26 protein-coding genes and 1 pseudogene are annotated in these 22194 nt (G+C 66.0%); 20 read left to right on the top strand and 7 right to left on the bottom strand.

Annotated features, from left to right (window positions below):
• Window positions 1-6: 6 nt before the first annotated feature.
• The 9 genes and pseudogenes from N7L95_RS13340 to N7L95_RS13300 all read left to right on the top strand — a co-directional run bounded on the left by N7L95_RS13340 (window position 7) and on the right by N7L95_RS13300 (window position 6147).
• A pseudogene (locus N7L95_RS13340) lies at window positions 7-517 on the top strand (DUF6511 domain-containing protein).
• Complete coding sequence (locus N7L95_RS13335) at window positions 514-1062, top strand: HNH endonuclease (protein WP_301255735.1); 549 nt, start codon at window positions 514-516, stop codon at window positions 1060-1062. The pseudogene N7L95_RS13340 and the gene N7L95_RS13335 overlap by 4 nt, the downstream one beginning before the upstream one ends.
• On the top strand, window positions 1049-1783 hold the full coding sequence (locus tag N7L95_RS13330; RefSeq protein ID WP_301255734.1) for a PD-(D/E)XK nuclease family protein: 735 nt from the start codon (window positions 1049-1051) through the stop codon (window positions 1781-1783). Before N7L95_RS13335 ends, N7L95_RS13330 begins: the two co-directional genes overlap by 14 nt.
• Entirely contained in the window at window positions 1780-2013 is a 234-nt protein-coding gene (locus tag N7L95_RS13325; protein WP_301255733.1) for a DNA-binding protein, read from the top strand. The genes N7L95_RS13330 and N7L95_RS13325 overlap by 4 nt, the downstream gene beginning before the upstream one ends.
• Window positions 2006-4291, top strand: coding sequence for a phage/plasmid primase, P4 family (locus N7L95_RS13320; RefSeq protein ID WP_301255732.1), 2286 nt, complete (start codon window positions 2006-2008; stop codon window positions 4289-4291). Before N7L95_RS13325 ends, N7L95_RS13320 begins: the two co-directional genes overlap by 8 nt.
• Window positions 4292-4471: 180 nt before the next feature.
• Complete coding sequence (locus N7L95_RS13315; RefSeq protein WP_301255731.1) at window positions 4472-4948, top strand: hypothetical protein; 477 nt, start codon at window positions 4472-4474, stop codon at window positions 4946-4948.
• A complete protein-coding gene (locus N7L95_RS13310) occupies window positions 4945-5490 on the top strand; it encodes an antA/AntB antirepressor family protein (RefSeq protein WP_301255730.1) in 546 nt (181 codons plus the stop codon). Before N7L95_RS13315 ends, N7L95_RS13310 begins: the two co-directional genes overlap by 4 nt.
• A gap of 11 nt (window positions 5491-5501) precedes the next feature.
• Window positions 5502-5711 carry a hypothetical protein gene (locus N7L95_RS13305; protein ID WP_301255729.1) on the top strand — a complete coding sequence of 70 codons (210 nt, stop codon included), beginning with the start codon at window positions 5502-5504 and terminating at the stop codon, window positions 5709-5711.
• Window positions 5704-6147: a DUF6362 family protein gene (locus N7L95_RS13300; protein WP_363324838.1), complete on the top strand. Its 444-nt coding sequence runs from the start codon at window positions 5704-5706 to the stop codon at window positions 6145-6147. The genes N7L95_RS13305 and N7L95_RS13300 overlap by 8 nt, the downstream gene beginning before the upstream one ends.
• A 436-nt stretch (window positions 6148-6583) precedes the next feature.
• On the opposite strand, the gene N7L95_RS13295 is transcribed toward N7L95_RS13300, so the two are convergent.
• Window positions 6584-7399 (bottom strand): ATP-grasp domain-containing protein, encoded by an 816-nt coding sequence (locus N7L95_RS13295; protein WP_301255726.1) that lies wholly within the window; start codon window positions 7397-7399, stop codon window positions 6584-6586.
• Window positions 7400-7599: 200 nt separating this feature from the next.
• Here N7L95_RS13295 and N7L95_RS13290 point away from each other — a divergent pair, with 200 nt between their 5' ends.
• Window positions 7600-8889, top strand: a complete 1290-nt coding sequence (locus N7L95_RS13290; protein ID WP_301255725.1) for a DNA modification methylase — start codon at window positions 7600-7602, stop codon at window positions 8887-8889.
• 2 nt (window positions 8890-8891) lie between these two features.
• On the opposite strand, the gene N7L95_RS13285 is transcribed toward N7L95_RS13290, so the two are convergent.
• The 4 genes from N7L95_RS13285 to N7L95_RS13270 all read right to left on the bottom strand — a co-directional run bounded on the left by N7L95_RS13285 (window position 8892) and on the right by N7L95_RS13270 (window position 10921).
• The gene (locus N7L95_RS13285) at window positions 8892-9254 is read right to left on the bottom strand and encodes a hypothetical protein (protein ID WP_301255724.1); all 363 of its coding nucleotides are present in this window, start codon (window positions 9252-9254) and stop codon (window positions 8892-8894) included.
• A gap of 101 nt (window positions 9255-9355) precedes the next feature.
• Window positions 9356-9721 carry a hypothetical protein gene (locus N7L95_RS13280; RefSeq protein WP_301255723.1) on the bottom strand — a complete coding sequence of 122 codons (366 nt, stop codon included), beginning with the start codon at window positions 9719-9721 and terminating at the stop codon, window positions 9356-9358.
• 106 nt (window positions 9722-9827) lie between these two features.
• Window positions 9828-10181, bottom strand: coding sequence for a hypothetical protein (locus tag N7L95_RS13275; RefSeq protein ID WP_301255722.1), 354 nt, complete (start codon window positions 10179-10181; stop codon window positions 9828-9830).
• A 146-nt stretch (window positions 10182-10327) separates the two neighbouring features.
• Complete coding sequence (locus N7L95_RS13270; RefSeq protein WP_301255721.1) at window positions 10328-10921, bottom strand: DUF3489 domain-containing protein; 594 nt, start codon at window positions 10919-10921, stop codon at window positions 10328-10330.
• Window positions 10922-11057: 136 nt separating this feature from the next.
• Here N7L95_RS13270 and N7L95_RS29615 point away from each other — a divergent pair, with 136 nt between their 5' ends.
• Window positions 11058-12053, top strand: coding sequence for a DNA cytosine methyltransferase (locus tag N7L95_RS29615; protein ID WP_363324837.1), 996 nt, complete (start codon window positions 11058-11060; stop codon window positions 12051-12053).
• A gap of 163 nt (window positions 12054-12216) precedes the next feature.
• Here the strand turns inward: N7L95_RS29615 and N7L95_RS13260 are convergent, their stop codons facing one another.
• Window positions 12217-12414 carry a DUF6900 domain-containing protein gene (locus tag N7L95_RS13260; protein ID WP_301255719.1) on the bottom strand — a complete coding sequence of 66 codons (198 nt, stop codon included), beginning with the start codon at window positions 12412-12414 and terminating at the stop codon, window positions 12217-12219.
• A gap of 160 nt (window positions 12415-12574) precedes the next feature.
• Here N7L95_RS13260 and N7L95_RS13255 point away from each other — a divergent pair, with 160 nt between their 5' ends.
• The 9 genes from N7L95_RS13255 to N7L95_RS13215 all read left to right on the top strand — a co-directional run bounded on the left by N7L95_RS13255 (window position 12575) and on the right by N7L95_RS13215 (window position 21326).
• Window positions 12575-13096 carry an elements of external origin gene (locus tag N7L95_RS13255; RefSeq protein ID WP_301255718.1) on the top strand — a complete coding sequence of 174 codons (522 nt, stop codon included), beginning with the start codon at window positions 12575-12577 and terminating at the stop codon, window positions 13094-13096.
• Window positions 13096-16179 carry a terminase gpA endonuclease subunit gene (locus N7L95_RS13250; protein WP_301255717.1) on the top strand — a complete coding sequence of 1028 codons (3084 nt, stop codon included), beginning with the start codon at window positions 13096-13098 and terminating at the stop codon, window positions 16177-16179. Before N7L95_RS13255 ends, N7L95_RS13250 begins: the two co-directional genes overlap by 1 nt.
• 20 nt (window positions 16180-16199) lie before the next feature.
• Window positions 16200-16409, top strand: a complete 210-nt coding sequence (locus N7L95_RS13245; protein ID WP_301255716.1) for a phage head-tail joining protein — start codon at window positions 16200-16202, stop codon at window positions 16407-16409.
• Complete coding sequence (locus tag N7L95_RS13240) at window positions 16409-17884, top strand: phage portal protein (RefSeq protein WP_301255715.1); 1476 nt, start codon at window positions 16409-16411, stop codon at window positions 17882-17884. Before N7L95_RS13245 ends, N7L95_RS13240 begins: the two co-directional genes overlap by 1 nt.
• Before the next feature lies 1 nt (window position 17885).
• Window positions 17886-19145 (top strand): S49 family peptidase, encoded by a 1260-nt coding sequence (locus tag N7L95_RS13235; RefSeq protein WP_301260147.1) that lies wholly within the window; start codon window positions 17886-17888, stop codon window positions 19143-19145.
• 3 nt (window positions 19146-19148) lie between these two features.
• Window positions 19149-19526 (top strand): head decoration protein, encoded by a 378-nt coding sequence (locus N7L95_RS13230; RefSeq protein WP_301255714.1) that lies wholly within the window; start codon window positions 19149-19151, stop codon window positions 19524-19526.
• 79 nt (window positions 19527-19605) lie between these two features.
• The gene (locus N7L95_RS13225; RefSeq protein ID WP_301255713.1) at window positions 19606-20607 is read left to right on the top strand and encodes a major capsid protein; all 1002 of its coding nucleotides are present in this window, start codon (window positions 19606-19608) and stop codon (window positions 20605-20607) included.
• Window positions 20607-20888: a head-tail joining protein gene (locus N7L95_RS13220; RefSeq protein ID WP_301255712.1), complete on the top strand. Its 282-nt coding sequence runs from the start codon at window positions 20607-20609 to the stop codon at window positions 20886-20888. The genes N7L95_RS13225 and N7L95_RS13220 overlap by 1 nt, the downstream gene beginning before the upstream one ends.
• 12 nt (window positions 20889-20900) lie before the next feature.
• Complete coding sequence (locus N7L95_RS13215) at window positions 20901-21326, top strand: hypothetical protein (protein WP_301255711.1); 426 nt, start codon at window positions 20901-20903, stop codon at window positions 21324-21326.
• A 185-nt stretch (window positions 21327-21511) separates the two neighbouring features.
• On the opposite strand, the gene N7L95_RS13210 is transcribed toward N7L95_RS13215, so the two are convergent.
• Window positions 21512-22120, bottom strand: coding sequence for a hypothetical protein (locus tag N7L95_RS13210; RefSeq protein WP_301255710.1), 609 nt, complete (start codon window positions 22118-22120; stop codon window positions 21512-21514).
• Window positions 22121-22194 lie beyond the last annotated feature (74 nt).

Here is a 22194-nt window from a genome sequence, read left to right as displayed (position 1 = left end):
GGCCTATTGAAATGTTGGATCTGCTCACGCAGCGCCCGCGGCTTCGGACACAGCGACACCCGCTACGCACTGACCGACCCGCGGCACTACCCAATCGACTGGGTGTTCTGCTCACGCCGGTGCCAGGAAGCGTTCCACACGCTGTACGGGAGCTGGCGGGCCGTGCGCGAGGGGGACATCGACCGCAAGGAGGTGCTGATGATCGATCCGTCTGAAATCGAGCAGGCCTCGATGCGTCGCTGCCTGCGCGCCTTCGGCGAAGCCGGCTCGGCCATCGGGTTCGGCAAGCCGCTGGGCCAGTACAGCGAAGCGGAGGCGCTGCAGGTCATCGATTCAATTGTGAGCTGCTACACCGAGGCCATGGCCGAGCACCACGAGGCCACGAAGTACCCCCCCAGTGCGCGGCATGGCGCCCGTGCCCGACCCGCTCCTGGTGCCGTTCGCCGACATGGACAGCGATGTACCTTGGGAGGATCGACAAGTCGCCGCCGGGTCCAACTTCGGGAGGAACAAGTGACGAGTGAAATCGTCCGCCTTGGTGGCGACGCGCTGGCGACATCGCGTAGGAAACGGCGGCCTCTCGCCGATCGGCTCTGGGCTCGCGTGGACATCAGCGCAGGAAACGATGGGTGCTGGTTGTGGACAGGTTCAACGAATACGGGCGGCTATGGGGAAATCCGCCGCAGCCCCGTCGGAAACGAGTTGCGAGGAAAGAAGGAAAGTACGCATCGGATCGCCTGGGAGCTGACATACGGGCAGATCCCGCCTGGAGTTTTCGTCTGCCACCGTTGCGATAACCCCCGGTGCGTCAACCCACTACATCTATGGCTTGGCACCCAAGCAGAGAACTTGGCCGACATGAAGGCTAAAGGACGCTCATTGCTTGGCGATCGCAATGGTACTGCGCGCTTGAGCACCCGGCAGGTTCAGATCATCAAGCGGCTGCTCCAGTCGCAGGCGTGCTCGGCCAACGAACTGGCAACGCTTGTGGGTGTAAGCCCGTCAACCGTGTCGTTCATCAGGCGCGGAGGGACCTGGAGGCATATTGATGCTGGACTTTAACCCCACGTCCAACCTGGGCGAACGGGTGGAGGCGCTGATCGACGACGGCCTGCAGCGGCGGGCCGCCGAGCAGCCCGCTCGCAGCTACCTCGGCGCCTCGCGCGTCGGCGTGGCCTGCGAGCGGGCCCTGCAGTTCGAGTACGCGCAGGCCCCCGTGGACCCGGGACGCAGCTTCACCGGCCGCCTGCTGCGCATCTTCGAGCGCGGCCACCGGATGGAGGAGTGTATGGCGGCCTGGCTGCGTGCCGCCGGCTTCGATCTGCGCACCTGCAAGGCGGACGGCGAGCAGTTTGGCTTCAGCGTCGCCGACGGGCGGCTGCAAGGCCATGTCGACGGCGTGCTGCTCTCCGGCCCGGACGGGTTTGCCTGCCCGGCGCTGTGGGAGATGAAGTGCCTGGGCGCCAAGGGGTGGAAGGAGCTGCAGAAGCACGGCCTGGCCGCCGCTAAACCGGTCTACGCGGCCCAGGTCGCGCTGTACCAGGCGTACCTGCAACTGCACGAGCACCCGGCGCTGTTCACCGCGCTGAACGCCGATTCGATGGAGATCTACGCCGAGCTCGTGCCCTTCGATGCGGCGCTGGCACAGCGGATGTCGGACCGCGCTGCCCGGGTCATCCAGGCCACCGAGGCGGGCGAGCTGCTGCCCCGCGCCTTTGTCGATCCGACCCATTTCGAATGCCGGTTCTGCGCCTGGCAGGACCGCTGCAAATCACTGTCATGACCAAGAACCCATCACCTTTGACTGCTGAGGATCTGATGCAAGAGCGGCTGCTGACGGCCGACGAAACGGCCCACGCCCTGTGTCTGCCGTCCTCCCTCTTGAGCAACGCCGCCAAGCGCGAGCGCCTGCTCATCCCTCACTACTACATCAACAAGCTGGTCCGCTTCAAGCTCCACGAGATGCTGGCGTGGCAAGCGCAACGCGCCCGGAAGGAGGCGCCCGATGCTTGACTTCAACGACTACGGTACCCCGGTGCATCATCAGCTCGACGCGCAGCGCGACGAGATCCGGGCGGCCTTGCTCGCCCGACTGGAGTCGGTGCTGGCCATCATGTTCCCTGCCGGGAAGAAGCGCGGCGGCAAGCTGCTGATCGGCGACGTGCTGGGCAGTCCCGGCGACAGCCTGGAGATCGTGCTGGAAGGCGAAAAGGCCGGCCTCTGGACCGACCGCGCCAACGGCTCGGGTGGCGACGTCTTCTCGATCATCGCTGCGCACTACGGCCTGGACGTGCAGCGCGATTTTCAGGCGGTGCTGCAGAAGGCGTGTGATCTGCTCGGTCGCGCCCCGGTGCAGCCGGCGGCCAAGCCGCCCCGCAAGCAGCCGGTTGACGAGCTGGGCCCGGCTACGGCCCGGTGGGACTACCTTGACGCTGCAGGCCAACGGATCGCCAGCGTCTACCGCTACGACCCGCCGGGTGGCAAGAAGGAATTTCGGCCCTGGGATGTGCGCCGCAAGAAGGCCACCGCCCCCAACCCTCGCCCGCTGTACAACCAACCCGGCATCTCGACTGCCGACCTGGTGGTGCTCACGGAAGGCGAGAAGTGTGCCGATACGCTGATCCGGCTCGGCATCTGCGCGACGACAGCGATGAACGGCGCCAACGCACCGATCGAGAAGACCGACTGGTCCCCGCTGGCTGGCAAGACTGTGCTGATCTGGCCCGACAAGGATAAGCCGGGCTGGCAGTACGCCGAGAACGCGGCGCAGGCCATCCTGCGGGCCGGTGCGACCTCGTGCGCGATCCTGTACCCCCCGGAAGATACGCCGGAGGGCTGGGACGCGGCTGATGCCGCTGCGGAGGGATTCGACGTGCAGGGCTTCATCACGGCTCGTCGGGGCATGCCCGTGACTCTGCTCGCAGAGCCGGCATCAGCACAGGAGCTGCTGGAAGGCGTCGACTGGAACACCGAGGACGGCCTGGCCACGGCGTTCACCCGTCACTACGCAGCGGATTGGCGCTACTGCGCCGCATGGGGCAAGTGGATGGTCTGGACCGGCACCCGTTGGAACGAGGACGAGGTAAAGTACGTCCTGCACCTGGCGCGCGGCATCGGGCAGAGTGCGGCCACCGTGGCAGACAGCCCGCGCCAGCGGGCCCGGCTCGCCAGCTCGTCGACCTTCGCTGCCATCGAGAAGATTGCGCGCTCGGAACCCCGCCATGCCTCGCGTGCGAGCGAGTGGGACCGGGACCTGTGGGCCTTGAACACACCAGGCGGCGTGGTGCAACTGCGCGACGCGTCGTTGCGGGCTCACGCGCGCGGCGACCAGATGACCAAGATCACCACCGCTGCCCCGCACGGGGAGTGCCCCAACTGGTTGGCCTTCCTGGACTCGTCGACGGGGGGAGACGTCGAGCTGCAGCGCTACCTCGCGCGCATGGTGGGCTATTGCCTGACGGGCTCCACGCAAGAGCACGCGCTGTTCTTCCTGTACGGCACCGGCGGCAATGGCAAGTCCGTGTTCATCAACACCATTGCCTCGATCCTGGGCGACTACGCGACGCATGCGCCGATGGACACGTTCATGGAGTCTCGCTCAGACCGTCATCCCACGGACATGGCCGGGTTGCGCGGCGCCCGCCTGGTCTGTTCGGTGGAGACGGAGCAAGGCCGGCGCTGGGCCGAGTCCAAGGTCAAGGCGCTGACCGGTGGCGACCCGATTTCCGCTCGCTTCATGCGACAGGACTTCTTCCAGTTCACGCCGCAGTTCAAGCTGATCGTGGCGGGTAATCACAGACCCTCAATGCGCAACATCGACGAAGCGATGAAGCGACGACTGCACCTGGTGCCATTCACCGTGACGATCCCGGCCGAGCGGCGTGACAAATGGCTGCCTGAGAAGCTGCTGGCCGAGCGCGGCGGCATCCTCGCCTGGGCCATCAAGGGCTGCTTGGAATGGCTGCAACAGGGCCTGAATCCGCCGCAATCGGTGGTGGCGGCGACCCATGAGTACTTCGAGGCGGAGGATGCCCTCGGACGCCATATCGCCGAGCGCTGCGTGCTGGCCCCCAACGCGAAAGCCCTCACGATCGAGCTGTACGCCGACTTCAAGCAGTGGGCGGAGGCCAATGGCGAGTTCGTGATGTCCCAGCGACGGTTCTCGGATGCCTTGATCGCTCGCCGGATCGAGCGATGGCGCAACAGCGCGGGCGTCCGCGGCTTTGTCGGGATCGGCCTGAAGGTGCCTTCTGCTGCGCTGAAGACGCCGCTTCCGTACAAGGACGACTGAGCCAAACACCTGGGACCGGCACTTCGGTCTGACGCAACTGCCGCATTACATCGTTAACTCTCTTATATGCGTGTATGCGCGCATATAAAAGAGTTAACGATGTACTGTGTCCGCAGTGTCGGAAGACTGCCGGGGCATGCCTCGGTGCCGGTTCACCTGGAACGAAAACCGGAACAAGCAATGACACAGAAATTCACGGTGCTGGCCCTGGACCTGGGCACCGCGACCGGCTGGGCGCTGCGCCAGCGAGACGGCACGACCACGAGCGGCACGCAGCACTTCAAGCCGCAACGCTTCGAAGGCGGCGGGATGCGCTTCCTGCGCTTCAAGCGCTGGCTGACCGAACTGCGGTCCACCGCTGGCGACATCGGCGCTGTGTACTTCGAGGAAGTGCGGCGACACACCGGGGTCGATGCGGCGCACGTCTACGGTGGGTTGATGGCTCACTTGACGGCCTGGTGTGAGCAGCACCAGGTCCCGTACCAGGGCGTACCCGTCGGGGCCATTAAACGGCACGTAGCGGGCCGCGGCAACGCGGGCAAGGGGGAGGTGGCCACCGCGGTGAAAAAACGCGGCTACGGTCCTTTGGACGATAACGAGGCCGACGCACTCGCGCTGTTGCTGTGGGCCGTCGACACGGAAGGAGACGCCGAGTGAACGACAAAGCAGTGATTCCAGTGCTGTCGGGTCGCATCCATGGGACCAGCGTGCCGCTGGTCAATGCCCGGCGTCTGCACGAGTTCCTGGAGTCCTCGCAGGACTACACGACCTGGATCAAGGGGCGCATCCGCAAGTACGGCTTCGAGGAAGGTGCCGACTACTTGCTCCACAAGTTTGTGGAGCAAGTCCCCCACCAGGGAGGCTGGCGCACGGTACATCGATCGGAGGTGCACCTCACGCTAGACATGGCCAAGGAGTTGGCGATGGTAGAGCGCACACCGCGCGGTCGGGACGCACGGCGCTACTTCATCGAATGCGAGCGGCGCCTTCGGCAGGAGCAGTCCGCGCCCGTTGTGCCGACGGCGCTCAGCCGCGGACAGCGGCAGGCGATCAATCGGAGAGCTTGGGCGGATGTCGCTGGCGAGGCCTATGCAGCTTTTCATGCAAGGCGGGAGGAGTTGATCCGAGAGGCGGCTGCGCAGCCCGTGGCGCGGCCGGCATACCTGCCGCTTAGCCATCGCCCGAAGTGGGCTCGGTGAGGAGGGAATCCATGAAGATCGACACGTACCGGTATCGTTGCCCTTTAGGCAGGCTGCAGCCGCAGACGACCGACCTGGATGCTGTGAAGGAACACGGCTGGCGAGACCAACGCATCCTCGTGGTGAGCGAAGCCGACGAACGCTTGGACTTCGTCGAACGCGAGATCGTCCGCCGCATCGGCGAGCGGCTGTATGGCAAAGGAGGCAAGCGCCATGACTGAGCAGTGGACCGTTGAGGCTGTGGCGATGCGGTTCGCCGATGCTGCTGAGACGTCCCGACGGCTGCCTGCCGTTCGGGTGCAGGGCTACCTCAGCACCTGGCCGCGGGTCGTTCGGGAGCCGTGGGAGGCGCTGGGGCGCAGGGAGGAGGCACCGGTGCGCTTTCCGCCCAGCCCGCAGGACATCGAGCGCCTGCTGCAGGCCATGCAATGGGTGCAGTGGCTGCAGGTGGAGCAGCGGCACCTGGTGTGGATGCGGGCGCAGCGCTACGGCTGGCAGGAGATCGGCAAGCGCCTGGGCTGCGAGCGGACCACGGCCTGGCGTCGGTGGATGGTGGCCCTGCAGGTCATCGCCGATCGGCTCAACCAGCAGGCCGTGGGTGCCAGCGCTCCTTTGCGCTCCTTTGCGCACCCAGGTGCTCCTGAAATGCGGCTATAGCTCCCATGCGCGCCCTCAAGCGCTACTTGGGGGCTGCAACACTTTGGCCGTTTTTCGGTACAGTTTTGGGTACGGTGGCGCAGGGACCAGCAGTAGGGAGTGATCTCCCGGAGTGAAAAGCAGGGCCTGGTACCCAGCGTTACTTTGCGCTCCGATCCGCGGCGCAAGAAGGGCTGGCGTTCCCACATGCGGTGTGGCCGGCGTCTCGGAGTGGAAGACGGCCGGCGTTGTTCTCGGTACAGTTCGAACTGCGACTGCATAAGGACCTGCTGTAGAGCGACGCGATCCACCTCAGATCGCTGTCGACCCTCCGCTCAGCAGCCCACAGGAGAGTTTGTGGGTCCTTCCTTTTGGGTACCAATGCGGGCGGAAAACCCGCGAGGTATTTCTAGCGTCTAGCTGCAAACCTGTGTTTGCGGCGTTTGCACTGGCGAAGCTAGCCGCCAACCGTCGCCAGGACGTTTCGCCAGAGTTCCGCCGGTTGGACCCCAACGTAGCCTGACTCCTGAGCGTCGTTGCACTCGATCACGGTCCATTCGCCAGCGCTCGTCTTAGCGAAATCGACAACGAGGAATGGGACCTGGAGCCGCTTAGCCACCTCTGCTGCCATCGCTAGGCCTGCCCTTACGTCCGAACACTCATATGGGGGCAGCTGATACCAGTATCGCCCCCATCCAACGCAGGCCCCATGCCACCAGAAGGAGCGGTATTCGACGGAAGGCTGGACCTTCCCTGGCACACGGCCCGGCACGGGCTGCAAGGACACGAACTCGCGCACTACTGGCTTCTGCCAATGAAGGATCGGGTCGCTGCGATAGCGTCTCGCGACCTGCTCATACTGAAGCCGGTCCTTGATCACAGCAAGATCAGGATTGTGCTTGCTGGTTTGCCGCGACCCTTTCAAGAAGACCGGCCACTCGAAATCTGCTTCGATCTCCTCGACTCGGGGAAGCTGGTCGAAAACCCGACTGCGCGGTGTGTACTCCTCGATGAGCGGGTACCACTGCTCCAGCTCACTGGCTAGCGCGTGCTGCTCAGGCGAGTTCACTGGCCGCAGTCCAAATTTCATCTTCTCCTTGAACTCGGCTTCGTAGTCGACGATCGGACCAATTCGGAGGACGCAGACCTCTTCTCCATCGACTTGGTACGGGTGACTGCAGCTGAAGTGCAGTTCAAAGTTGAAGTCGTACGCTGATACGCCCACCTCCTCGGTGACTACCAGCAGTCGGTTGTCCAAGCGGGTGACGTTCACCGGCTCCACCTTCATAGATTGACAGCAGCCGTCGATCGTACACGCCGCCTTCCGATGTTGACCGATCGGTAGCTGAAGCGCGGGTCCGCCTGCCCGTTCCCCGTGAAGCCGCTCCTGCCACCTGCTTTCGGCGTTCTGCCTCCGTATCGGGAGGCAGGCGGTCCTTTCGTAGCCACTACATCCTCATGTTCATGCGAAGAATGTCATCTCAGGACTGCTCCAGGCCCCTGCAGCTCGAACACTGGCCCACGAGCAAACTCATCGCGTACGCCCGGAATCCGAGAAAAAACGACCACGCGGTAGACCAGATGGCGGCTGTCATTGCTGAATTTGGGTTCCGCTTGCCCGTGGTGGTGCGTAGCACCGGCGAGCTGGTCGACGGTCACCTGCGACTGAAGGCCGCGATCAAGCTCGGACTGGAGGCGATCCCGGTCGTCCTGGCCGATGAGCTGACCGACACGCAGATTCGTGCCTTTCGCCTCCTGGCCAACCGGTCCGCGACTTGGGCTGAGTGGGACGACGATCTGCTCCAGCTTGAGCTCGCTGCGCTGAACGAGGCGGATTTCGACCTGTCGCTCACCGGGTTCGATGCCGATGAGCTGGCGGACATCCTGTCCGGCGTTGAAGTGGAGCAGGATGGGCAGACGGACGATGACGCTGTTCCGGAGCCAGAGGCGCGCCCAATCTCCCAGGTGGGTGATGTGTGGCTGATGGGGAAGCACCGCCTGGTCTGCGGGGACGCAACCACCGTAGCGGCCTATCAGCTGCTGCTGGGCGATGGCCAAGTCGACATGGTGTTCACAGACCCGCCGTTCAACGTTGCGTACGGGGATAGCGCAATGTTCAGAAAGCGGGGCACGTCCCGACCCATCCTGAACGACGCCCTCGGAGCGGGCTTCCAGCAGTTCCTCGCCGACGCTCTGGCGTTGATGGTCCCGCGCTGTCGCGGCGCGATGTACATCGCCATGTCCTCCAGCGAGCTCGACGCGCTGCAGGCCGCCTTCCGAGATGCTGGCGGTCACTGGTCCACCTTCATCATCTGGGCAAAGAACCGCTTCTCGCTGGGAACCGCGGACTACCAGCGCCAGTTCGAGCCGATCCTCTATGGCTGGCCGAAGGGCGTCAAGCGCCATTGGTGCGGGGATCGTGACCAAAGCGACGTCTGGCAGATCGACCGGCGAGCGAAGAACGACTTGCACCCGACCATGAAGCCAGTGGAGTTGGTCGAGCGCGCGATCCGCAACTCCAGCCGGCCGGGTGACATCGTGCTCGATCCGTTCGCCGGTTCGGGCACCACCTTGATCGCGGCGGAGAAAGTCGGTCGAATCGCTCGCCTGATGGAGTTGGATCCGAAGTACGCTGACACCATCGTGAGGCGGTGGCAAGACTGGACGGGCAAGAGCGCGGTGCGCGAGCACGACGGTGTCGCGTTCAACGAGGTCGCTGGCACAGCAGAAGCTGAGCCCTGCAAAGCGGCCCCAGTGGACTGAGCCTACGCCAACTCCTCCTGCATGGCAGCGTCGATGACGAAGCCGGTGAGGTAGGGCAAGCCCCTCGGTATGCCGTGATACGCCGACGTCTTGGCGCCGATCCGCCACGCCATCCACCGGTCGATGGCTTTCTGGATCGCCTGGGGAAGGGGCTCGCCAGCGTGCACCTCGTTCAGAACGTCATCCGCGAAGTGCCGGCCCGAGCGGCTGTCGAGAAAGGCCCGGACCGACTCCATCGGTTCTCCCGTCGCCTTCGCGATGCCGCGCATGGCGATGGGCCAGGCGGTCGGGGCGTGTTCACGCATCGTGCCGATGAAGCCCCAGGCTTCGTTGGGTGCGGCGGGGACGTTGTCGTTGGGTTGCATGTCGTTTTCCTTCTGGAGGAGGGGTGCGTGCGATGACCCTATTCACGCTCTGAGCGAGCAGGAAGCCAAGGGGTCTTGGCCTCCAACCTGATACCGATTGATCAGCCGATTCGCGCCACGTAGCGCGCGTAGTCCGCGCCTTCCGGGTTGACGTAGAGGGTGGGACGCTGCGGCGCCACGACTTCGATGCAGAGCGCGGCGCCGTGAACTGACCCACCTGCACCGGCCAGCCAGCTCCGCCGGCGCATGAAGTTCGAGGTGAACTCGTCGAACTCGGCTGCTGTAAGGTGGTGGGTGGTGGTGATGTACACCCGCTGCGGGTCACCGTGAATCGCCACGTGGTCGAGGCAAACCGGCTTGCGGGTGAAGCTGAGCGCGACATCCAAAGCCATCACCTGGACTTGCCGTCCGTTGAAGGTCACCGTGCGGGTCACGTCTGTCGCCGGTGCTAGGGTCGTGTAGTTCATCTCTGCGTTCCTTCTTTGTTGCGCCGCGAAGCTGCGACACCGCTATGAACGCTCGGCGGGCGGAAGAAGTGAAGTCCCGGTGCCCCCTGAAATGGATACGGTTTGATCACGCTGGGTACATGGCCCAGGATGGCTTTGATAATGGCTGGTGCGCTGTGTGATGTCCGCGGCGCGGCTCCTGCTGCGCGGCCGCAATTCGCTGGAGGTGGTCGACCTCGGCAAAGGGGTCACTGACCGGCTTGCGTGGTCGGTCCCGTCCGAGCACGTCGTAGGCCAGCACGGCCACGAACCACCGGGTGCCGTCGGTGGTGACGACGCCAAGGTTGAACAGGTCCTGCAGCAGCGCATCGCGTGCAGAGGCCGGGAAACCCGGCGGCAGCGATTCGATCCGCCCTTCGGTGTGGTCCATCGCGTGCTCCAGGATGTAGCGCTGGAGGTCGTTCACTGCGGTGTGGGTCATCGTCTCTCCTTGAATGTCAGCGTGCCGCGAGACCACGCGGGCCGGCACAGCCGTGCATGAACGCTCCAAGGGCGTCCCGGCGTCAAGGGGTCACTGGCAGATGTGCCGGTGTTCACAGATGGGCCGCTTGGCGGCCCACCCTGGAATCACCGCAGCTCAGCGATGTCGAAGACGCTGCTGCCAGCCATCTCGCGATCGCCCGCTTCAACGATGCGGTAGACGCGCTTACCGCCATCCTCCTTGTCAGAGACCACCTGCAGGCCAAGGCGCTTGCGGAAGGTGCCCGAGAAGGTGCCGCGCACGGTGTGCGGCAGCCAGCCGGTCAGCGCCTGGATCTCGGCCACCGTGGCGCCGCTGGGGCGACGCAGCAAGGCAATGACCTGCGCTTGCTTGCTGCCGTCGCGGGGCGCGCGTGTCTTGCGTGCCGGCGCCGGTTGAGTGCCAGCCCAGCTGGCTTCCGCAGCCGCCACGTCATCCTCCAGCGTGCTGTCCTCATCGAGCGCCACCGCCTCGCCTTCCGGCTTGGGTCGCGCTTGGCCGATGGCCTGATAGCCCGTGTCGGTGACGGCATGGCGTTTCCCTTCCTGATAGGCCCAGCCGCGGGCCACCAAGCCCTGCAGCACCTTGGCACGGGCGCCACCCTTGACGCTGGCGGGGAACCACTCGATGCGGCCTTCGTTGTGCTCGGCCGCGTGAGTCAAGGTCTCGCGCTGGGTCGCGGTCAGGGTCGTTGCGTTCATGTTGTTCATCCTTTTGGGTTGGTTGGCTGTCGCTGTGCGACGTCGCTATGAACGCTCTTCTCGGGCCGCGCAGCAACGGAAGAGTTGATGCGAGTTGATTCAAGGTCGGCACGGCCGGCTTGTCCCTTGGAGTGCAATGAATGAGCTGGCTCTATTCGCGGGCGCTGGTGGAGGCCTACTCGGCGGCCACCAGCTTGGATGGCGCACCGTTTGCGCCGTCGAGCTCGACCCCTACGCCGCAGGCGTTCTCGTCGCCCGCCAGAACGATGGCCTTCTCCCGGCTTTCCCGGTTTGGGATGACGTGCGCACCTTTGACGGACGCCGATGGCGAGGCTGTATTGACGTGGTATCTGGCGGCTTTCCCTGCCAAGATGTCAGCGTCGCCGGCAGGGGCGCCGGCATCGACGGCGAGCGCTCCGGCCTCTGGGCCGAGATGGCGCGCATCGTGGGCGAGGTTCGACCGCGCCACGTCTTCGTGGAGAACAGCCCAGCGCTCCGTACTCGGGGACTCGGACGCGTCCTCGGTGACTTGGCCGCGCTCGGGTATGACTGCCGGTGGACGGTGCTGGGAGCTGCCGATGTCGGGGCGCCGCACCGGCGCGACCGCTTCTGGCTGGTCGCTACCGACGCCCACGGCACAGCGCAGCGGCACGAACCGCAGTCTGTCGGCCAATGCCGCGGTGCGGCCCTCGCTGGAGACAATGGCGCAGCGCGGATCGTGGCCGACCCCGACCGTGAGCGGCAATCACAATCGCAAGGGGGCCAGCGCAACGAGCGGCGATGGCTTGGCGACAGCGGTCCTGCGCTGGCCAACGCCGCACGGCTTCAGCCAGGCTGGCCGCAGCGACGGGCCGAGTGGCAACGAGCTGGGCGGGGCCATCCATCGGAGCCTGTGGCTAGCGACGCCGACGGCGCGCGACTGGAAGAGCGGCGCTGCGAGTCCGCTGACCCGCGAGCGCAACTCAAGGCCCTTGAGCGAGCAGATTGGTGGCTCGCTGAACCCGACGTGGGTCGAGTGGCTCATGGGGTGGCCGCTCGGGTGGACCGACTTAAAGCCCTTGGCAACGGGCAAGTGCCTCTGTGCGCCGCCACCGCTTGGCGGCTGCTCACCGCAGACATCATCGGTCCTTGACTTGACCGCTACGCCGCGGTGATGACTGCGCAACAAGCGACCGCTCGCGGCGAGGGCTTCCGCGCTTCCTGCCGCCAGTCCAGCGGACTCGACGACAGGCGCTGCCATGTCCGAGCTGGGCGGCAATCCAGATGCATCGAGCTGTGGTGTGCCGCCCGCCGAATCAGTTGGGCTCGGCGGCCTTCTTGCGGCTCTTGAGCCCGCGCTCGTAGCCAGCCTGGAAGGCCGCTTCCAGGGCGGCCCGCACTTCCCAGACGCTCAGCCCGTGAAAGTCCAGGCGATCCGAGTAGCGGACTTCGAGAGTCTCGATGGACAGGTGCTGGCTGGCGATGGCGGTCAAGAGGGTGTTGAGGTCTTGCATGGTCGGTCCTTGGTTGTGTTGCGGGACAACCGCATGAACGCTCTTCCCCGCGATGAAGCCAAGCACTGTTTGCAGTGAGTTGCCGTTCGATCGAGTAGACACATCTGCCGCCTCGGAGCTTGGCGACAACCTGATCCAACACATGTGAATCGATTGGTCGATGGGCATCTCGATACGCGCCTATGCCCGTCACCGGGGCGTCAGCGACACGGCAGTCCACAAGGCGATCCGGGCGGGCCGCATCACCCCGGAGCCGGACGGCACCGTTGATGCGCAAAGAGCTGACGCCGAGTGGGCGCAGAACACGGAAGAGCAGCGCGTCGGCACGCGGCAGCAAGCCCCTCGGGTGCAAAGCGACCTGGTGGAGCGCGGCGCTGCGTCAGCGGGTGGTACCTCGCTGTTGCAGGCCCGCACCGTCAACGAGGTCGTCAAGGCGCAAGCCAACAAGGTCCGGCTGGCCCGCCTCAAGGGCGAGCTGGTGGACCGATCGCAGGCGCTGGCCCACGTTTTCAAGCTGGCGCGTGCGGAGCGCGATGCCTGGCTCAACTGGCCCGGCCGGGTCTCGTCCGAACTGGCGGCCCGGCTCGGCGTGGACCCGCACGAGATGCACGTGGCGCTGGAGCGCGCGGTGCGTGAGCAACTGCAGGAGCTGGGCGAAGTAGAGCCGCGGCTGGATGGATGATGGACTTCAACTACGAAGGTGCGGTCGAAATCGAGCGGGCATGGCGGCAAGGCCTTACACCGGACCCGCTGCTGACGGTCTCCGAATGGGCTGACCGACACCGGGTGCTGTCCAGCAAGGCATCGGCCGAGCCGGGACGCTGGCGGACCGCCCGCACGCCCTACCTGCGGGAGATCCTCGACTGCCTCTCGCCCACTTCACCCGTGGAGCGCGTGGTGTTCATGAAGGGCGCACAGGTCGGTGCCCCGCTGGCGCTCGATACGCCGATTCCCACTCCCGAAGGGTGGAGCACGATGGGCCAGCTGAGCCCCGGCGACTATGTCTTCGGGGCCGATGGCTGGCCCTGCAAAGTCACGGGCGTCTCGCCAGTGCTCGAAGACCAGCCCTGCTATTGCATCCTCTTCGAGGACGGTCAGACCGTCGTCTGTGATGCAGCGCATCTCTGGCGCGTGTGGGACTTCACCAATGATGTTCCGCAGGAACGCACGCTGCGAACGGAGCACATGGTCGGGCGTGTGAAGTTGGGCCGGAGCAAGCGGTTTCGGTATGCCGTGGACTTGTGCAAGGCGGTGGAGTTGCCCCGCGAACCGTTGCTGATCGATCCCTACCTGCTGGGTGTCTGGTTGGGCGACGGCAGCAGCACGATGAATCACATCAGCGTGCATGAAGACGATGAGGAGATCGCGCAGCACTTGAACGCCTGCGGCGTCAATGCCGTATTCCGCCTGCCCACCTGGCGCAAGGGGCGCTGCGCCAATGTGATCATCGACCCGACGTACCGGGCCATCGGCGAGGATCAATTGCCCCTGGCTGGCAGTGGTCGCTCCCGTTTCATGACACATCTGCGGCTGCTGGACTTGCTGGACAACAAGCACATCCCGCAGGCCTACTTGCGCGCCGGGCGCCAGCAGCGTCTGGCCTTGGTGCAGGGCTTGATGGATACCGACGGCACCATCAGCGCCGACGGCAAGACATGTACCTTCTCCAACGTCGATCGCAACTTGATCGATGGACTGGTCGAGTTGCTGTACAGCCTGGGCTACAAACCCAGCGTGTCCAGCCGACCGGGCAGGCTGCATCAATTCCGCGAGCAAGGCTGGACGGCCAGCCAGGAGCATTGGCGGGTGACCTGGACCGCCTATGCAGAAGAGCCGATGTTCCGGCTCTCGCGCAAGCTTGCCCGCATGCGTTCGATCGACAAGGGGCTGCCCGCCAGGAGCCGGCGCCGACGTATCGTCGATATCCAGCCGGTGGCCTCGGTACCGGTGCGCTGTATCGCCGTGGACTCGTCCGATCACCTGTTCCTGTGCGGCAAGGGCTGGATTCCTACCCACAACACCGAGGCGGGCAGTAATTGGATTGGCTACGTGATCCATCACTCGCCGGGTCCCATGATGGCCGTCTGGCCGACGGTGGAGATGGCCAAGCGCAACTCCAAGCAGCGGATCGATCCGCTGGTGGAGGAGTCACCGGTGTTGGCCGAGCTGATCGCGCCGGCCCGCAGCCGGGACGCTGGCAACACCATCCTGTCCAAGGAGTTCCGCGGCGGCGTGCTGGTGATGACCGGGGCCAACAGCGCGGTGGGCCTGCGATCGATGCCGGTGCGCTACCTGTTCCTGGATGAGGTGGACGGCTATCCGCTGGACGTGGAGGGCGAAGGGGATGCGATCTCGCTGGCCGAGGCCCGCACTCGCACCTTTGCCCGGCGCAAGATCTTCATCGTGTCGACGCCGACCATCGCCGGAGCCTCGACCATCGAGCGCGAGTATGAAGCGTCGGACCAACGTCGCTACTTCGTGCCGTGCCCGCATTGCGGCCACAGCCAGTGGCTGCGCTTCGAGCGACTGCGCTGGGAGCGGGAGCGGCCGCACACCGTCGCCTACATCTGCGAGGACTGCGAAGCGCCCATCCCCGAGCACCACAAGACGCGAATGCTGGAGCGCGGGGAGTGGCGGGCGACGGTGACGGGCGGCTCGCGGCGGACGGCCGGCTTCCACTTGTCATCGCTGTACAGCCCGATCGGCTGGCGCTCGTGGCGCGACATTGCTGCCGCCTGGGAGAGCGCCACCGCGAAGGAGTCGCGCTCGTCGGCGGCCATCAAGACCTTCAAGAACACGGAGCTGGGCGAGACGTGGACCGAAGACGGCGAGGCGCCCGACTGGCAGCGCCTGCTGGAGCGGCGCGAGAGCTACCGCCCGGGATTGGTCCCCTGGGGTGGCCTGCTGCTGGTGGCGGGGGCCGACATCCAGAAAGACCGCATCGAAGTGTCGGTCTGGGCTTGGGGCCGCGGCAAGGAATCCTGGTTGATCGAGCACCGCGTGCTGATGGGCGACACCGGGCGAGCCGACGTGTGGCGACAGCTCGGCGCGCTGCTGAACGAAACCTGGACTCACGAAAGCGGCGTGCAGATGCCGCTGGCCAAGCTGGCGGTGGACACGGGTTTCCAGACACAGGAGGCCTACGCCTTCGCACGCGCCTGCCACGATTCCCGGGTGATGGCCGTCAAGGGTGTGCCGAGCGGCGCCGCGCTGATCGGGACACCCACCGCGGTGGACGTCACGGCAGGCGGCCGCCGGCTGCGCCGCGGCATCAAGGTCTTCGCGGTGGCTGTGGGTCTCGCCAAGCAGGAGCTGTACAGCAACCTGCGCAAGGCGCCGACCGTGGACCCGGGCACCGGCGAGATCGCCTATCCGCCGGGCTACGTGCACCTCCCCGCCATGGACGCCGAGTACCTGCAGCAGCTGTGCGCCGAGCAACTCGTCACGCGGCGGGACCGCAACGGCTTTCCGGTACGCGAGTGGCAGAAGATGCGGGAGCGCAACGATGCCTTGGACTGCCTTGTATACGCCCGAGCCGCTGCCGCTGCCTGCGGTCTGGACCGCTTGGAAGAGCGCCACTGGCGGGAGCTGGAGCGCCCGTTCACCGTAGAACAGACCCGACCGACGATCCGCCGGCCCGACCCAGATCCGCCGGATCTCTTCACCGCCGTACCGCCTGAAGCCACCGATCCCGGTGGCCTCGCTGTTTCTGGGCCCGCGCGGCCGGCCCGCCGCGTTGTCAAAAGCCGCTGGTTGGGCCGATGACCTCCACAAGGACCCTCTCCATGACCTACACCTTGGACGATGTGCAGCGCCTGCAGGCCGCTCTGGCCAAAGGCGAGCGGCGCGTCAGCTTCGGCGACAAGACCGTCGAATACCGTGACGTGACGGAGCTACAGGCTGCCCTGCGTGAGATCAAGCGCGGCTTGGCTGCCCAAGGGGTGACGGCCCGCCCGCCCCGGCAGATCCGCGTCACCACCAGCAAGGGCACCTGATGGGCTGGTTCGCCAAACTCAGGCGCGGGCTGTTCGGGGCGACGCCCACCTACGACGGTGTCGGCGGTGGCCGCCGAGCCGTTGCCTGGCAGGTCGGCAACCCGGGCGCCGTCGCGGCGCTGGCGTTCACTCAGAACGAGCTGCGCGCCAAGAGCCGCGACTTGGTGCGCCGCAACGCGTGGGCGGCGGCGGGCACCGAGGCGTTTGTGGCCGCCGCGATCGGCACCGGCATCAAGCCGCAGTCGCTGGTGCTGGATATCCCGCAGCGCGAGACGATCCAGGCGCTGTGGCGCGACTGGTGCGAGGACGCAGATGCTGGCGGCCTCACCGATTTCTACGGCCTGCAGGCGCTGGCCTGCCGGGCGATGCTGGAAGGCGGTGAGGCGCTGGTCCGGCTGCGCTATCGACGCCCTGAGGATCGGCTACCGGTGGCTCTGCAGATCCAGGTGCTGGAGCCAGAACACCTGCCGGCCACGATGAACCTGGAACTGCTTTCGGGCAACGTCGTGCGGGCGGGCATCGAATTTGACCGGCTGGGCCGGCGCGTGGCCTATCACCTCTACCGCTCGCACCCGAACGATGGCGCCTTGGCGCCGATGTCGGGCGTCGGCGGCATGGAGACGGTGCGCATCCCGGCCAGCGAGGTGATCCACCTGTTGCGTCCTCTGCGGCCGGGCCAGATCCGCGGCGAGCCCTGGCTCGCCCGCGCCCTCGTGAAGCTCCACGAGCTGGACCAGTACGACGACGCGGAGTTGGTGCGCAAGAAGACGGCGGCCATGTTCGCCGGCTTCATCACCCGGGGGGCTCCCGAGGACAACCTGATGGGCGAAGGCGAGCCGGATGCCCACGGTGCGGCGCTCGCCGGGCTGGAGCCCGGCACCCTGCAGTTCCTGGAACCCGGCGAGGACATCCGCTTCTCGGCCCCTGCGGACGTAGGCAGCAGCTACGCCGATTTCATGCGGCAGCAATTCCGGGCAGTGGCCGCCGCGATGGGCATCACCTACGAGATGCTGACCGGTGATCTCACCCAGGTGAACTACTCCTCCATCCGCGCCGGGCTGCTGGAGTTCCGCCGTCGCTGCGAAGCGCTGCAGCACGGCGTGATCGTGCACCAGCTGTGCCGGCCGATCTGGCGGGCCTGGATGACGCAGGCGGTGTTGGGGGGGGCGCTGGAGCTGCCGGGCTACACCCGGCGCCGCCGGCAGTACCAGGCGGTGAAGTGGATTCCCCAAGGCTGGCAGTGGGTGGACCCGAAGAAGGAGTTCGACGCGATGAACACCGCGATCCGCTCCGGTCTGCTCTCGCGCTCCGAGGCGATCTCGGCTTCTGGCTACGACGCCGAAGACGTCGACCGTGAGATTGCCGCTGACAACGAACGTGCTGACGCCCTGGGGCTGGTTTTTGACTCGGACCCGCGGCACGACCGGTCCACGGCACCACCAGCGGTACCCGCCGCAGACGAACAGGACCTCTGACATGTCACTCCCTTACCTGGCGTCCCGGCTCTATGGGACGCCGCTGCTGATCACCCGATCCAAGCTCGACGTTATCCTGGCAGTGCTGGGTTCGCGCCTCGGGTGGCCCAGCGTCGAAGCTCATCCGGCGCTGCCGGTTCCCCGGACAGCGGCCAGCCCGCCCGCCCCCGGCATCGCCCTGATCCCTATCCACGGCACCCTGGTGCGCCGGTCGATGGGTCTGGAGGCGGCCTCCGGCTTGACCTCCTATGCCGAGATCGGCGCCCGCCTGGACGCCGCGCTGGCCGATCCGGAGGTCAAGGGCATCCTGCTGGACGTCGACTCGCCTGGCGGCGAGGCGGGTGGTGTGTTCGAGCTGGCGCAGCGCATCCGCACGGCCAGCCGGAGCAAGCCCGTCTGGGCCCACGCCAACGATGCGGCCTACTCGGCGGCCTATGCGATCGCCGCAGCGGCCGGCCGGTTGACGCTGTCGCAGACGGCCGGCGTCGGCTCCATTGGTGTCATCGCCCTGCACGTGGACCAGTCGGCCAAAGACCTGAAGGACGGACTGGCGTACCGCGCGGTCTACGCCGGCCACCACAAGAACGATTTCAGCCCGCACCAGCCGCTGACACCCGAAGCCGCCTCTGCCTTGCAGGTCGAGGTCGATCGCCTCTACGGCATCTTCGTCGGCTCCGTAGCGCAAATGCGCGGCTTGAGCGAAGACGCTGTGCGGGCGACCGAGGCGCGGCTGCTTTTCGGCCAAGGCGCTGTTGACGCCGGGCTGGCCGATGCCGTGCTGAGCCTGGAGGCGGTGCAGGCGGAGTTCGCCGCCCACCTCGCCGGTCCGGCCGTTCTCCTTCCTTCGCTCATCGCGGTGACGTCACGGCTTGTTTCCGCTTCTCCTTCTTCCTCACCCACGGAGCACACGATGCACTCCAACGACCTCATGGTCCCGCCGGCTGACGCGGTGCCGTCCACCACTGCTACGCAGCCGCCGGTTGGCGCAACAGATCCCGCGCCTGCCGCTGCAGCTGCCTATCGCAACGAGGCGCATGCCATCGCCGAGCTGTGCCTGATCGCTGGCGCACCGGAGCGCACTGCCGAGTTCCTCGGTGCCAGCATGACCCAGGACCAAGTCCGACGGGTGCTGCTCGACGCCCGGGCCAGCCAGCCGGAGATCAGCTCTCGGATTACGGCCGACGCCGGCACGTCCGCATCGGCTTCGCCGGAATCGAATCCCCTGATGTCAGCCGTCAAGAAACTGATCTCCCGGAGCTGAACCATGCCCGTGCTTCGTGAACCCAACAACCTGGGCGACCTGCTGAAGTACGAGGCGCCGAATTTGTACTCCCGCGAGACCGGCACCGTGGCTGCTGGCCAGAAACTCGCTCTCGGCACCGTCGTCGGCCGAGAAGCGGCCACCGGCAAGATCAAGGCGCTGGCGACAGCCGCCAAGGACGGCACCGAGGTCGCGGAGGCCGTGCTCGCCTTCGACATCGATGCGTCGCAGGGCGAGCGGGCCGATGCGGTCCTGATCGTGCGCCACGCCGTCTTTGCCCGCGCCGCGCTGGTCTGGCCGGCCGGCATCACCCCCGAGCAGCGCTCCGCGGCCATCGCCCAGCTCGCGGTGCGCGGGCTGGCGGTCCGCGACAGCGCCTGAGCGCCTCGCTCCCGACGTCTCCCCCTCATCCAACCCGCCCGGCGTCACCCGCCCGGCGGGTTTTCTTTTACGCCACCGAATGCAGAACCCCTTCAACAACCCGGCGTTTTCCACCGCCGCCCCGACGGCGGCCATCAACATCCTGCCCAACCGCTACGGCCGGCTGGAGTCGCTCAACCTGATGCCGATCAAGTCGGTGCGGCTGCGCCAGATCTTGATCGAGGAGCGCAACGGCGTGCTCAACCTGCTGCCCACACGGCCGCCCGGCGCGCCGGGCACGGTCGGCACCCGCGGCAAGCGGGGTATCCGCTCCTTTGTGGTGCCCCACATCCCGCACGACGACGTGGTGCTGCCCGAGGAGGTGCAGGGCCTGCGCGGCTTCGGCAGCGAAACCGAGCTGGAGTCCATCGCGGGTGTCATGGCCGGCCACCTGGAGACCATGCGCAACAAGCACGCGATCACGCTGGAGCACCTGCGCATGGGGGCCCTCAAGGGCGTGATCCTCGATGCCGACGGCTCGGTGCTCTACGACCTCTACCGTGAGTTCGACATCCAGCCCAAGACGATCAGCTTTGGGCTGGAGAACGAGAAGACCAACGTCAAAGCCAAGTGCATCGAGGTGCTGGCCCACATCGAGGAGCACCTGCGGGGCGAGTTCATGACGGGCGTGCACTGCCTGTGCTCGCCGGAGTTCTTCGCCGCGCTGACCGGCCACGCCACCGTGATCAAGGCCTACGAGCGCTGGCAGGACGGGGCCGTCCTCATCAACGATGTGCGCCAGGGCTTCCGCTACGGCTCCATCCTGTTCGAGGAATACCGCGGCCAGGCCAGCGACGAAGACGGCAACACCCGGCGCTTCATCGGAGCAGGAGAGGCGCAGGCCTTCCCGCTTGGAACGATCAGCACCTTTGCCACCTATGTTGCGCCGGCCGATTTCAACGAGACGGTCAACACGCCAGGGCAGCCGCTGTACGCGAAGCAGGAGCCGCGCAAGTTCGATCGCGGCACCGATCTGCACACGCAGAGCAACCCGCTGCCGATGTGCCACCGGCCGGCCCTGCTGGTGAAGCTGAAGGTGTGATGCCCATCGAGGAGCTGTACCTCGCCGCTGCTCGCGCTGGATTGCTGAGCGACGCGGAGGTCGGTGGTCGCACCGTGGCCGTGGACTTCCGCGCTCCCGACGAGAGCGTGCTCGATGGCCTGGCGCTCTCGGCTGATCCGTCGATCCGCTACCCCGCGTCGTGGCTGCCTGAGTTGGCCGCCGGCGATTCGTTGCAGGTGGGCCGCCAAAGCTACCGGGTGAGGCTGGTCCGCGTCCTTGGCGACGGCACCGAACGACAGGCGCTGCTCACCTTGCTCTGAAATCGACGCTCGATGCCATCCCTGCGCGAACGCCTCGTGTTGGCGGTGATCGCCCGTGTCAGCGCTGCCGTGCAACCCGTGCCGGTGCTGCGCTCTCCGGCCACACCGGTGTTCCGTGACACCAATGCGGCGCTGCTGCTCTTTCCAGAAAGCGACGCGGTCACCGAGCACAGCAACGGCGTGGTCACCCGGGCGCTGACGCTGCGCCTGGTGGCGCTGGCGCGCGGAGACGACGCCTTTGCCGCCACCGACCACCTGATCGTCGCCGCCCACGCGGCATTGCTCGCCGATCCCAATTTTGGTGGCCTGGCGCTCGCTGTTCGTGAGCTCGATTGCGAGTGGGACAGCGACGACACCGACACAGGCGCGGTCGCCCAACCCGCCCGCTACGCGATCCGCTACCGAACCCATACCCACGACCTCACCGGATCCGGTTGATCGACGCCAGCTGCGTGATCTGACGCCCACCTCCGACCTGCGCCACGGCCATGGCCGCCTGCTGGATGCTAATGAAACCGGCCAGCGCCAGCTGGCCGAGTTCGGCCTCACCGAGGCGACCAAAGCGGTGGCTTCGACCCCTTGCTCTCTCGAACTTACCGAAGAAGGCGACTGACCATTCCTGATCAGTGGCCCAAGCCCAATGCAATGTTGAGGTACTGTCCCAACACCGCACTCGCGCCACCGCTGAAAAGGGGAATCAAGAAGAGCCCTACAGGTCGCGTCCACCAGGGGCCAGGAGATACAGAGGGCGCGGAGTGGATGTGGATATGAGTGCCGACGTTGGTGACGTGCGGGTGGGCTGGCACCTGGCCTAGCAGTTCGGCTTGCCATCGAGCTTGTTGTGCCCCTTCTCGTGCCTTCGTCAGCTCTCTTTTCAAGTAGAGCGAGGCCCTTTGCGCGAATCCACCACTGATGATCATCGAAACGCAAACCAAAAACATGGGGTGAATCAGCGACCAAGGTGGCACAAATGCTGGCACCCATTCAAATACGGGACCAATCCACGCCAGAGCTTGGACCTGGTAGCAAAGCCACTGCGTGCCGTATCCAACATAGGCGAATGGCCGAAACCCCCAATCCAGGTATCCGTGCGTGAGCCAGCACAACCCTTTGAGGCCTGATAGAAGCAACAGGGATGCGGGTGTCCATGTCAGCCAGCGTGAGAACCACTGATATCGACGCTGCCGCCGTGCCGCTTGTGCAACTGAAAGCATCTCCGCTTTTTCAGTCATTCGACCTCCCTGTTCGTGCTGAGCAGCAACGGTGTGTGCTCGCTCCTCAAGAGTAGCAGCAACGAGGGCATCGG

Source organism: Eleftheria terrae (assembly GCF_030419005.1).
Classification (GTDB): domain Bacteria; phylum Pseudomonadota; class Gammaproteobacteria; order Burkholderiales; family Burkholderiaceae_C; genus Caldimonas; species Caldimonas terrae.
The sequence above is the reverse complement of the archived record's forward strand: the minus strand, read 5'-3'. Positions and strand labels throughout refer to the sequence as shown.